Annotated in this window: 12 protein-coding genes; 5 read left to right on the top strand and 7 right to left on the bottom strand. The window is 60.0% G+C overall.

Annotated features, from left to right (window positions below; translation table 11 throughout):
- Positions 1-21 precede the first annotated feature (21 nt).
- Positions 22-855: a hypothetical protein gene (locus tag PR018_RS12520; RefSeq protein ID WP_202617175.1), complete on the bottom strand. Its 834-nt coding sequence runs from the start codon at positions 853-855 to the stop codon at positions 22-24.
- A 507-nt stretch (positions 856-1362) separates the two neighbouring features.
- Between PR018_RS12520 and PR018_RS12525 the strand changes: the two genes are divergently transcribed.
- Both PR018_RS12525 and PR018_RS12530 read left to right on the top strand, forming a co-directional pair.
- Positions 1363-2790, top strand: a complete 1428-nt coding sequence (locus tag PR018_RS12525; RefSeq protein ID WP_142830403.1) for a gamma-aminobutyraldehyde dehydrogenase — start codon at positions 1363-1365, stop codon at positions 2788-2790.
- Between the two features lie 114 nt (positions 2791-2904).
- Entirely contained in the window at positions 2905-3078 is a 174-nt protein-coding gene (locus PR018_RS12530; protein ID WP_111218870.1) for a DUF1328 domain-containing protein, read from the top strand.
- Between the two features lie 50 nt (positions 3079-3128).
- On the opposite strand, the gene PR018_RS12535 is transcribed toward PR018_RS12530, so the two are convergent.
- The 3 genes from PR018_RS12535 to PR018_RS12545 all read right to left on the bottom strand — a co-directional run bounded on the left by PR018_RS12535 (position 3129) and on the right by PR018_RS12545 (position 6039).
- Positions 3129-4310: a GAF domain-containing sensor histidine kinase gene (locus PR018_RS12535; RefSeq protein ID WP_142830402.1), complete on the bottom strand. Its 1182-nt coding sequence runs from the start codon at positions 4308-4310 to the stop codon at positions 3129-3131.
- Between the two features lie 179 nt (positions 4311-4489).
- Positions 4490-5170, bottom strand: coding sequence for a DUF1345 domain-containing protein (locus tag PR018_RS12540; protein ID WP_142830400.1), 681 nt, complete (start codon positions 5168-5170; stop codon positions 4490-4492).
- Between the two features lie 137 nt (positions 5171-5307).
- A complete protein-coding gene (locus tag PR018_RS12545) occupies positions 5308-6039 on the bottom strand; it encodes an SDR family oxidoreductase (RefSeq protein ID WP_142830398.1) in 732 nt (243 codons plus the stop codon).
- A 285-nt stretch (positions 6040-6324) separates the two neighbouring features.
- Here PR018_RS12545 and PR018_RS12550 point away from each other — a divergent pair, with 285 nt between their 5' ends.
- Together PR018_RS12550 and PR018_RS12555 are read left to right on the top strand one after the other, a co-directional pair.
- On the top strand, positions 6325-7113 hold the full coding sequence (locus PR018_RS12550) for an IclR family transcriptional regulator (RefSeq protein WP_142830396.1): 789 nt from the start codon (positions 6325-6327) through the stop codon (positions 7111-7113).
- A 62-nt stretch (positions 7114-7175) separates the two neighbouring features.
- Positions 7176-8012 carry an amidohydrolase family protein gene (locus tag PR018_RS12555; RefSeq protein ID WP_142830394.1) on the top strand — a complete coding sequence of 279 codons (837 nt, stop codon included), beginning with the start codon at positions 7176-7178 and terminating at the stop codon, positions 8010-8012.
- 72 nt (positions 8013-8084) lie between these two features.
- Here the strand turns inward: PR018_RS12555 and tal are convergent, their stop codons facing one another.
- Complete coding sequence (gene tal, locus PR018_RS12560) at positions 8085-9044, bottom strand: transaldolase (protein ID WP_142830392.1); 960 nt, start codon at positions 9042-9044, stop codon at positions 8085-8087.
- A gap of 463 nt (positions 9045-9507) precedes the next feature.
- On the opposite strand from tal, the gene PR018_RS12565 reads away from it, so the two are divergent.
- Positions 9508-10497 (top strand): sugar-binding transcriptional regulator, encoded by a 990-nt coding sequence (locus PR018_RS12565; RefSeq protein ID WP_142830390.1) that lies wholly within the window; start codon positions 9508-9510, stop codon positions 10495-10497.
- Positions 10498-10499: 2 nt separating this feature from the next.
- Here the strand turns inward: PR018_RS12565 and PR018_RS12570 are convergent, their stop codons facing one another.
- Positions 10500-11372 (bottom strand): methylated-DNA--[protein]-cysteine S-methyltransferase, encoded by an 873-nt coding sequence (locus tag PR018_RS12570; protein ID WP_142830388.1) that lies wholly within the window; start codon positions 11370-11372, stop codon positions 10500-10502.
- 67 nt (positions 11373-11439) lie between these two features.
- Positions 11440-11937: a DUF2244 domain-containing protein gene (locus tag PR018_RS12575; RefSeq protein ID WP_142830387.1), complete on the bottom strand. Its 498-nt coding sequence runs from the start codon at positions 11935-11937 to the stop codon at positions 11440-11442.
- Positions 11938-11941 lie beyond the last annotated feature (4 nt).

The raw sequence follows: 11941 nt of genomic DNA on the forward strand, positions 1-11941 counted from the left end.
GGCGACCCCTGCGCCAACAGTCTATCGGCTTGTGCCTGTCACCTGCGGATCGGCCGGCAGGGTGGCCGCAACGGCTTCGCTCGTTGCGGGCAAGGCAGCGTTTACCTGCAGCGACGTGGGTATGATCTTCGGCTCGACCTTCACACCTATGAAACTGCCGGTACTGCCATGCTCCGGCTTGACGTCGGCTGCTGCAGGCGGATGCTCGGCTGGCGGTGCAACAGCCTCCGGTGATTTTTTCTCGCTGCTCTCGCTCTTCGCAGCGCCCTCGGCTGTCGGCGGGGTCTTCGGATGCTTGCCGCCTTCTGGCACCTTGGCAGCTCCCGTGGTGACCGGGTCGGTACAGTCGCTGTGGTCTTTCAGGGAGGCCATCACGCCGTCGATATCCGTGCTCGTCATATCGACCCGGTCTCCGAAGAACAGGCCTTCGTCGCTGGCACCGCCATTGTAGTAGCGCGCTGTTATCGGCACCTCGACCGAGCCATCGGCAATCTTCTCAGGGTGGGGAATATAGACCACCGTGGCGCCAAGGGCGCGGCCGTGAATGTCGGACTGCAGTGTCGGTCCCTTCTTGTCGAGCACCACGACCTGAACCAGGTCCGGCTTCTGCGCATCATAGACGGCCTTTGCCACGCGCAATGCTGTCTTGACGCGCGTCAGACCGTCAGTCGCATCGGAGGTGATGTACTTGCGCAGCCAGACACGGTGATTCTTGCGGATCGTCACGAGATTGAGGTCGGTGCACTGCATGCCGTTGACGGATGTAGCGGAGGGGCCAAGCAGTCTGTCGCGACCGATATAGAGTGCGAATGCGCCGGAGGAGCCCATCAACAAGGCCACTCCGCCGACAATCATAACCAGCTTCCGGGGTCGCCGGAAAATGCGCAGTAAGGCCTTCAAGCCAACTGCTCCACCATAAAGCACTCCAACACCGCGATAGACACTCGCAAAGCTAGAGATATGACGTTTCAGAATACTTAAGGAGAGCGTAAAACGCCCCTCCATACAGCCACATTTCGATAAAACAGTCGCCGGAATTTCAGAAACGAAACCAATAGCTTCAAGTTTGTGCCGGATAGACGCATCCACCTGAGGCTGCTTCATTTCGAGGCGATTTACAACCTTATGATGCGTCGATGGCTTGCTTGCATTCGTTGATAGGTGACGCTGCGCCCTCCATCGCTCGTTGTACCGCGATCAGGCCGACCGACATCATCATACCGGCGCTGTTCTCAACCGCGCACGGTCCCGGCGGATAACGCGGTGCTGGTCACCTTGCTGTCGAATGTGGCATCCTAATATCTTGACCCCAGGCGACGGCCAGATCGCCGACGGCGGCAACCAATGAAAAGGGAGAACGTCATGGACACTGCAATGCTGATCGGGTCACGCTTCGAGGCCGGCACGGAAAATGAAGAACACGTTCTCAACCCGAAGACCGGCGAGACCGTGCTCGACCTCCCCGAAGCCTCGCTCAGTCAGGTCGACAAAGCCGTGGATGCTGCAGAAGCCGCCTTCAGGACATGGTCGCAGACCACGCCGGCCCAGCGTTCGGCTTACCTGCTGCGGATCGCCGACGCGATAGAGCGGGATGCCGAGGGCTTTGCAGCGCTCGAAGCGCTGAATTGCGGCAAACCGATCAACGCAGTCCTCAATGACGAGATACCGGCGATCGTCGATTGCTACCGCTTCTTTGCCGGTGCCGTGCGCAACCTGCACGGACCTGTGGCGGGTGAATATCTGCCCGGGCACACCTCGATGATCCGCCGCGACCCTGTCGGCATCGTCGGCTCCATCGCGCCCTGGAACTATCCCCTGATGATGATGGCATGGAAGCTTGCACCGGCGCTGGCCGGCGGCAACACGGTTGTGTTCAAGCCATCTGAACAGACACCGTTGTCCGCCCTGAAGATGGCGAAGCTGTTCGCCGAGATTTTGCCCGAGGGCGTGGTCAACGTCATCCTTGGACGCGGGGAGACGGTCGGCAGCGCGCTGATCAACCATCCGAAGATCGGCATGGTGTCGATCACCGGCGATATTGGCACCGGCAAGAAGGTTTTGGAGGCAGCTGCCAAGACGGTCAAGCGGACCCACCTCGAACTCGGCGGCAAGGCGCCAGTCATCATCTTCGACGATGCCGATATCGATGCAGTGGTGTCGGGCATTCGTACCTTCGGCTACTACAACGCCGGCCAAGACTGCACTGCGGCCTGCCGCATCTATGCCGACGCGAAAATATACGACAGGTTCGTCGCCGACCTGACCTCCGCCGTGTCATCCATCAAATTCAATCTTGCCGACGACACCGAGAACGAGATCGGACCTCTGATTTCGAAACGCCAGCGCGACAGGGTGGAAAGCTTCGTCGACCGTGCAGCGGAGCACAAGCACATGGAGATCACCACCGGGGGCAAGGTATCTGGCGATAGGGGCTTCTTCTACACGCCAACCGTCATCGCCGGCGCGACCCAGGCAGACGAGATCGTCCGCCGCGAGGTATTCGGGCCTGTTGTCTCCGTCACCCGCTTCACCGACGTCGACGACGCCGTCGCCTGGGCTAACGACAGCGACTATGGCCTTGCCTCATCCGTCTGGACAAAGGATATCGGTCGCGGGATGCAGACGGCGGCACGGCTGCAATACGGCTGCACCTGGATCAACACCCACTTCATGCTGACAAACGAGATGCCGCATGGCGGGATGAAGCAATCGGGCTATGGCAAGGACATGTCGATCTACGCGCTGGAAGACTACACCACGGTCCGCCACGTGATGATAAACCACGGATGAAGCGGCGATCTCGGCGCACTCCACGTCGGGTGCGCCGGTTGAATTCAGAGACAGTTGGAACTTTTCTTTCGCTGGCGCGTATCCCTGCGACAATTGGCGCAGAGGAAATTTTTCATGCTGAAATGGGCTCTTATATTCTTCGTTGTTTCGGTGATTGCCGGCTTCTTCGGTTTTTCAGGCGTATCCGCCGCGACGGCAACCATCGCACGCGTGCTGTTCGGCATCGCCCTGATCGTGTTCCTGATCTTTGTCGTTCTGGCCATCATGGCCGGCAACGCAATAGTCTAACGACCTGACTTTGCTCCGCCCCCCGGTTGGTCGGGCGGAGCATCTGACCTTCAAGGCAGGCAAGCGTCGAAGGTCAGCGTGAACCGCGTTTCTTCCGCGGAAGAGGCAACTGTCAACTCACCGCAATGAGCGCGCGCTATCTCGGATGCAATATAGAGCCCGAGACCAAGCCCCTGGTGGCTGGAATTTGCCGAAGCCCGCACAAAGGGCTTAAACAAGTGCTCGGCGATTTCGCCCGGTATGGGATCTCCGGGGTTTGCGACGGTGAGCTCGAACCGGCCATTCTCGACACGGGCGCCCACGTAAATTTCCCCATCCTCCGACCCGTGCGTCAACGCATTCGCAAGCAGGTTCGACAACAGCTGGCCTATGCGCGCCGGATCGCAGCGTACGCTGACGGCGCTTATGTCCGCCCGGATAATCCGGTCGGGATGGGTGGACGCTAGCTCGCTTATGACCTGCTCGATCATCGGCCGCACTGGCACCACCTGCATGTTTTCCACCAGCAGACCGCTGCCGAGACGTCCGCGTGCAAAGTCCAGTACGTCGTCGATCAGTCCGGACATGCGGCTGACACTCGCCTGCATCAGCTTCAGGATCGAACGCGACTTGTCATCGAGAGGCGAGCGCTGCAGGATTTTCGCACCGGCTTCGATTGAGGCCAGCGGGTTACGAAGATCGTGCCCGAGGACAGCGATGAATTCCTCTCGAAGTGCCGTATTTTCCTGCTCTGTCCGCAGCCTGTCCTCGCTGTCGAGAACGCGCTGGTTGGCATCGAGATGCAGCGCGATCAGGTCGGCGAACAGCCGGAACATGCTGATCGTCGATTGCGTGCTCAGTGTTCTCGGCACCCGGTCGATAGCGCAGAGCGTCCCAAAAAACGTGCCGTCGGGCAGGATGATCGGCATCGAGATATAGCTCTGCAGCCCGTACATCTGCGGCGTATGATGCATGGAAAACACCGGGTCTCTGGCAACGTCGTCGATAACTACCGGCTGGCGGTTCTCACGGATGTCGTGGCAGATCGTTGTCTCGACCTTCAATTCGCCGCCCGGCTCCAGGCCAAAGGCAATGTCGTCCCGCACGCCGCAGGCAATCCAGCGATCTTCTGTGACCCTGGCGACTGCCGCAAATCCCATGCCGGTGGTCTTGCAGACAACTTCGAGAATGGTGGGAACGGCATCGATCCGCGAGATGGCCCGGACTGAGGAGGTCGATAGCTCGTCTGACATTCCACGCTCACTCGCCACGCTTGAACAAGGCGCCTCCCGTTACGCTGCGGGAAGACAAACCAAATTTGACCTACACAGAACATTGGCCCTTGGATAGTAGTCAAGCCCGACAAATTGTTTGCCGGTACAGGGTCAAGCAAGTCTAGCGCTGCATTGCTGAAGTCGCTGCCCAAACAAGCCTAGATGAGGCTGGCACCGACATTGATCGCCAGTGCCAATATCGTGGTATTGAACAGGAACGACAATACGGAATGCAGCAGCGCAGTCTTGCGCATGGATGTCGTGGCAATAGCGACATCGGCAGTCTGCGATGCAACGCCGATCGTGAAGGTGAAATACAGGAAATCCCAATAATTGGGTTCCTTGATATCGTCGGGAAAGCGGATCGGCGGCTTGCCGCTGCTGTCTGCATAGAAACGGTGGGCATAGTGGGTGGTGAACAGCGTGTGCAGGAAGACCCACGAGATCAGGATCGTCAGAAACGCCGTCCCGGCATTCTCCAGGGCCTGCGCAGGAGAAGCATTCTTGACGCCGCTGAGTTCGATGCCGATACCCCCGATGCTCGCCACTGCGGCGGCTATCGACAGGCAAAGCACCAGAACGTCGGAAAAGTCGCAGTCGGCCGATCGCTGCCGGATGCGGCTGACGTTGGAGCGCAGCATGCAATACCAGGTGAAGGCGATGTAGACGACCGCGCCCCAGTTCCAGCTTGCCAGAAAGTTGCTGGCATTGAACTGCCGGGACGTCGTCAGCGCGAAGACGACCAGGCTGGTCAGGACAGCGAGTACGACGTTCAGATGCTTGCGCACCAGCATAACGACGGGCGATCGCGCCGCCCTTCGCTTTACACTCTGCTGCATGCCGGCGCTCCGTTCCTGGTCACATCGTCCTGATATACAGTGGCGGGGCAATCTGACAAGCCATCCGGCTCAAGCCACCGCACCAGCAAACATGTGCTGTCATCAGCAACTTCAGGGTCTACATCGGCCACCTACTGTCAGCCGGTCCAGCCGCCGTCCACAACCAGCGCCTGGCCCGTCGTGAAGCCCGATTCATCCCCGGCGAGATATGTCACCAAGGCAGCGATCTCTTCAGGCGTGGCGATGCGCCCCATCGGTTGGCGGGCAATGAAATCGGTCATGGCCTTGTCGTAGTCGCCGGTGGCCCGAAGGCGCTCATGAAGCGACGGGCTATCTACCGTGCCGGGGCAAATGGCGTTGGCACGAATGCCCTTGGCCACGAAATCGGCGGCAATAGACTTGGTCAGGCCGATCACGGCAGCTTTGGAGGCACAGTAGGCAAAGCGGTTCGGCACGCCCTTAACGCTTGAGGCGACCGATGCCATGTTGACGATGACACCCTTGCCCTTCTCCAGCATGCCCGGCAAGAATGTACGGCATGTTGTGTACATGGCCTTGGCATTGAGGTTGAAGGAGAAGTCCCAGTCTTTCTCCTCGCAGTCGAGGATGCTGCCCGCGTGGACGAAGCCGGCACAATTGAACAGCACGTCGATGGCGCCGATCTCGCTGGCAAATTCCTTGACGCGATCGCTGTCGAGCACATTGAGGACGTGGGTTTCGGCTTCCTCGAGGCTCGCCAGAGCCGCCTCGTTGATATCGGTCGCAATGACCCGGGCGCCAAGCCCGAGGAAGCGTTCGGCCGACGCGCGGCCGATGCCCTGCGCCGCCGCTGTGATCACGACGGTCTTGCCTTCCAGTCCGTGTCCCATATCGAATTTCCCTGTCCTAAGATCTGCCGGAACGCCTTAGCATCAAGCCGGGATCGTTTACACAATGAACGACTTGAGCCAGCCAGTTCGAACTCTATGCCCGCTGACGCGACAGCGTCCAGAGACATTCGCACGCCCGCTCAACAGCGATAATATCCACATATGCATGTTTGATTTATCTGTAAACGCCACATTGTCCAGCGTCAAGGTAGCAGCCCATCGCTTGCAAACGCCATCCATTCATATATGAAAGTTTTCAGTCAAAATTGCAGTGACAGGGATGAGATGGCCAGCGCTGACGAGGAAGGTGACCGGTACAGAGCCCCGGCACTCGACAAGGGTCTCGATATTCTGGAGCTTCTGGCACGCATCGACGGCGGCCTGACACAGGCGGAGATCGCCAAGCATCTCGGCAAGAGCCCCAACGAATTCTACCGCATGCTTGATCGACTGGTGCGGCGCGGCTATGTCCAGCGACAGGAAGGCGACCGCTTTTTACTGACGCTGAAGCTGTTCGGGCTGGCACATTTTCATGCCCCCGTGCGCCGGCTTGTGTCGTTCTCGACGCCGCTGATGCGCGAATTTGCCAACCGCGCCGAACAGGCCTGCCACCTGGCGGTCTTTGATCGCGGTTCCGTCGCCATTATCGCCCAGCAGGATTCGCCGACCTATTGGGGGATCTCGATCCGGGTCGGCGCCCAGATCAGCTTGTTCAACACCGGCTCCGGCCATGTGCTGCTCGCTTTCCGCGACGAAAAGCAGCGACAGATGATGATCGACGAGCAGCAGCGCCGCGACGATGATGTCGCCATGCCCGGCGATCTCATCGGGCGGCTGCAGGTCATCAGGGAGCGCGGCTTCGAGACCATGGACAGCCTGCAGACGACAGGCGTCCGCAACATTTCCGCGCCCATATTGGCGCGAGATGGTAACGCGCTGGCCGCTCTTACCTGTCCCTATATCCAGCCGGTCAGCGACAAGGCACCCAGCTTCGACCAGGTCATAGCGTTTGTACGCGCAGCAGCAGCGGAGATTTCCGAGACGGTTGCCGGAATGGTGGACGAGGCAGGTTGATAACTCTTATATGAATACCCTATTCTTCCGTGAAAAGCCTGACGGCACATCCGGAGGAAACCATGCTGTTCGATAGCCATCTTCATATCGTCGACCGGACAAGGCTGAACTACCCCTGGCTCGCCGGCTCAGGCGCGCTCAACCGTGACAGTCTCTACGACGATTATGCCCTCGAAGCAAAACGGTGCGGCATCACCGGCGTCCTGCACATGGAGGTCGACGTCGATCCATCCGACATTGAGCCGGAAACAGAGTATGTGCGCGAGCTCGGCGCTCGGTCGGACAGTCTCATCCGCGGCGCGATTGCAGCTTGTCGCCCGGAGGACACCGACTTTCCGGGGTACCTCGAGCGTGTGCTAGCCGATCCTTTCGTCAAAGGCCTGCGTCGCGTCCTGCATGTCGTTCCCGACGAGTTGTCCACGCGTCCGCTCTTTCGCGAAAACCTCAGCCTCATGGCGGAGACGAGGCTGACCTTCGACCTCTGCGTCCTGCCGCATCAGATCGAGCATGCGATAGCACTCGTCGACCTCAACACGGAAGTCCGCTTCATCCTTGATCATTGTGGGGTCCCAGCCATCAAGGATAGCATGAGCGAAGCCTGGCAAAACGGCATCCGGGAAATTGCACGCCGTCAGAATGTCAGCGTGAAGATTTCCGGCGTCGTCGCCTATGCCGATCCGCAAAGCTGGACGGTGGAGACTTTGAGGCCCTTCATCGAGCACTCGATTGCATGTTTCGGATGGGATCGTGTCATCTGGGGCAGCGACTGGCCAGTCTGCACCCTCGGCGGAGGGCTATCGACCTGGGTGGCTGCAACCCACGCCCTCATCGCCGGCTGCAGCGAAAGCGAGCGGGCACGGCTCTATCGGCAGAATGCCCAACGGCTCTGGAACCTGTGAACCGACCGCAAAGAAACAGGCCTGGCTGCGTGCTGCGACCAGGCCTTCGAGATCATAGTTCAGTCGTGACGCTTAAGCGGCCTTCAGTTCCTTGGAGACCATTTCACGCAGTGTCACCAGATCCTTGCCGAACTGGCGAATGCCTTCGGCAAGCTTTTCAGTGGCCATGGCGTCTTCGTTCATCATCCAGCGGAAAGTCTTTTCATCGACGTTTAGCTTCGGCGTTGCCTTCTTGACATCCGGCGAAAGCTTGCGCTCGAGCTTGCCTTCGTCCTTTGCGAGTTCGTCGAGCAGGTTCGGGCTGATCGTCAGGCGGTCGCAGCCGGCAAGTGCCGCCACTTCCTCGGCGCTGCGGAACGAAGCGCCCATGACGATCGTGTTGATGTCGTTGGCTTTGTAGTAGTTGTAGATTTCACGAACCGAGATGACGCCTGGATCTTCTTCCGAGGTGTAGTCCTTGCCGGTCGACTTCTTGTACCAGTCGAGAATACGGCCGACGAACGGCGAGATCAGGAACACCTTTGCATCGGCGCAGGCAGCAGCCTGGGCCATGCTGAACAGCAGCGTCAGATTGCAGTCGATGCCTTCCTTCTGAAGGACTTCGGCAGCCCGGATGCCTTCCCATGTGGACGCCAGCTTGATCAGGATACGATCCTTCTCGATGCCGCGCTCCTTATAGCCGGCAACGATGGCATGCGCCTTCTCGATCGAGGCCTTGGTGTCGAACGAAAGGTCGGCGTTGACTTCGGTAGAAACGCGGCCGGGTACCAGCTTCGACAGCGCGGCGCCGACGGAAACCGCCAGGCGGTCGGCAACAGCTTCTGCAACGGCCTCGGACGAACCCGACTGCTTCTTGCCCCAGGCAACGGCTTCCTTGATATCGTCGGCAAACATCGGCGTGCCGAGCGCCTTCAGGACGATCGATGGGTTTGTCGTGCAATCCACTGGCTTCAGGCGCGCGACGGCCTCGATGTCGCCGGTATCGGCGACGACGGTCGTCATTTCGCGAAGTTGGTCAAGCTTGGAAGTCATGATGAATATCCTTGTTGATTTCGAACTGAGGACCGACGCCGTCTTGCGTGGCGAACGGTAAGGTTGGCAGGCCCTCCCCGACGCAAGTAAACGAGAGGGCAGTGACGATGTTCCCGCGGACGCAAGGGTTTCGCAGATGTATGGCGCGGGCTTTAGGATATGCCGGGGGAGCCATGCGGTGCAAGCGCGGAACTATGTTCCCGGCATCGCCGCTCCAGCACGCAATCATAACATCTGCCCGCAGATTGCCCTCCTCGCTGGACAAGAGACTCGGTTTTCCAAGGTGGATATCACCGCTCCACCAATGAAAAGTCAAGGACATTTGTGCATTTCAATTGACATAAGTCTCATGTCGCCCAATATCAACCCTGAAAAGCCGGGGTAGCGGCAAACAACATGCACGCGACGTCCGCCAATGTCATCGTGGCGGCAAATTCTCGGCGGCCTTGTTGCCGGAGGACATATGGCCAAGCTCAGACGTGGAACCCACATCGCCTATTCAGAAACGGCATCGCTGCGCCTGAGGGCTGCCTGGCTCTACTACAACCAGAGCCTGACGCAGAAGGACGTAGCCGAGCAGCTCGGCATCAGCCGCACCACCGTCATCCGCCTGCTCGACGAGGCGCGACGGCGCAGCGAGGTGCAGATCTGGATCAACGACGGCATCGACGATTGCGTCGAGCTGTCCATCAAGCTGGAACGTGCTTTCGGGCTGGACGAAGCGATTGTCGTGCCGACGCCCGCAGGCGGCGGCGTCGATGCCCAGGCAAAGTGCGTCGGCCTGGCGCTCGGACAGTTCCTGACCGAAGCCATCCCCGACGATTATACCATCGGTGTCGGCTGGGGCCGGACGATGACGGCATCGCTCGGCAGTTTCCGCCCACCACGCCGCGACAATTGCAAGGTGGTCTCGCTGCTCGGCGGCATCGTTGCCGTCCAGCAGACCAATCCGATCGACTATACGTGGCGACTGGCAAGCCAGCTCGGCGCCGAATGCTACATGTTTCTAGCACCGCTGCTGGTCGACTCGATCGAGACGAAGAGAAACTTGATCGAGAAATGCGGCCTCGAAGCTATCTACCGGCTGGCGGAAAACCTAGATCTGGCCATCGTCAGCTGCGGCGATATCGGCCCGCACTCCACATCGCTCTCGGAAGGCTTCATATCCAAGGCCGAACTCGATGAGCTCATCGCTGCCGGCTGCGTCTGCGACACCATGTTCAATTTCCTCGATGCCGACGGAAACTCCGTCGACCACACCATTAACAGCCGGGTGATGTCCGTCGATCTCGATACCCTGAAGAAAGCAAAGCACATCGTTCTCGCCTGCGGCGGCGCGCACCGGGCGACGGCCATCCATGCCACGATCAGGCGTATCGGCTGCAACACGCTCATCACCGACGAAAGTGCAGCGCGAGAGCTGCTCGGCCGCATGGAGCCGGTTGCCGCCTGACCTCAGGCCTTGCCGGCTTCCCAGCCGAGCATCGCACGTTTGCGCGTCAGCCCCCAATGGTAACCGGTCAGCGCCCCGCCCTTGCCCAGCGCGCGATGGCAGGGAACGACGAACGAAATCGGATTTCGGCCGATTGCCCCACCGACTGCCCGCATCGCTGTCGGCTGGCCGATATCCCGGGCGATGTCCGAGTAGGTCATTGCCTTGCCGAAGGGAATTTTCAAAAGACTTTCCCAGACGCGCACCTGAAAATCGGACCCGATCAATACGACACGCAGCGGCTGGTCCGCAGACCATTGGCTCGGCTCGAAAATACGCTTGGCAAAGGGCGCCGTTGCCTGGCTGTCCTCGACATACCGGGCGTTCGGCCAGCGGCAGGTCATGTCCTCGAGACAGGCGGCCTCGCTGCCGGTATCGCTGAACGCCAGGCCGGCCAGACCTCGATCGGTGACCATGACCAGCGCCATGCCGAACGGGCTGGCATGGAAGCCGTAGCGGATGGTTAGCCCCCCGCCCTTCGCCTTCCATTCCCCCGGCGACATCGCCTCGTGGGTGACAAACAGGTCGTGCAGCCGGCTCGGGCCGGAAAGGCCGACCTCGATCGACGCCTCGAGCAAAGGCAGCGCTTCCTGCCGCAGCAGCCGCTTGGCGTGATCCAGCGTTACCGCCTGCAGGAAGGCCTTGGGCGACAACCCGGCCCACCGGGTGAATGTCTTCTGCAACTGTGTCGGCGATTGCCCCAGCCGCGCGGAGAGATCTTCCAGGGACGGCTGGTCGCGATAATCCTCGGTGATCAGCTCGATGACGCTGCGCACGACCTCGTAGTCGGATCCTTCCGGGGTAAAGTCTTTCGTAAGCAGCGGCGCCATGTTCATCATCGGTCTCCTTGCGGCCATGATGAGGGTTCGCCACCCGTCTCGCCACCCGTTTCTTGCACCGACGCTAAATTCGACGTTTCACGGTCGCAAGTGCTGCCCGGAAGGCCTTGGCAAAGCTTTCGCGATCCTCTGGGTTAAGAAACGACCCGACATCCGCCCGCCGCCCCTCGCCCGACACATGCATGGAGCGGATACCGACGCCGGGCTCCCGCCGAACCAGGAAGCGTAGCCAGAACGGGTTGAAACGATGCTCGACGGAGCGACCGGAGGCCAGCACCTTGCGGATGGAGACATCGGTGCGGGACACCTTGACCTCTTCGCGGACACCGCCCGACCGATAGTTCAGCCAGAAGGCGCCATAGAGAAGCAGGAAATCCGCACCGAGGAAAAAACCGATCGGCCACGCGCCGCTGGCAACGAACAGGCCGCCATAAAAGAGGCTGAGAAAGCCGGCCATGGCGAGCATGACCTTGAAGCCCTTTCGGCCGAGCGAGCGATGCGGAAAAAGCTCCGCAGAAAAAACCAGCTTTTCTTCCGGCGCCCCGCCGTTGCCATCCGTCATAATC

The sequence above is a fragment of the Rhizobium rhododendri genome, from assembly GCF_007000325.2.
GTDB lineage: Bacteria > Pseudomonadota > Alphaproteobacteria > Rhizobiales > Rhizobiaceae > Rhizobium > Rhizobium rhododendri.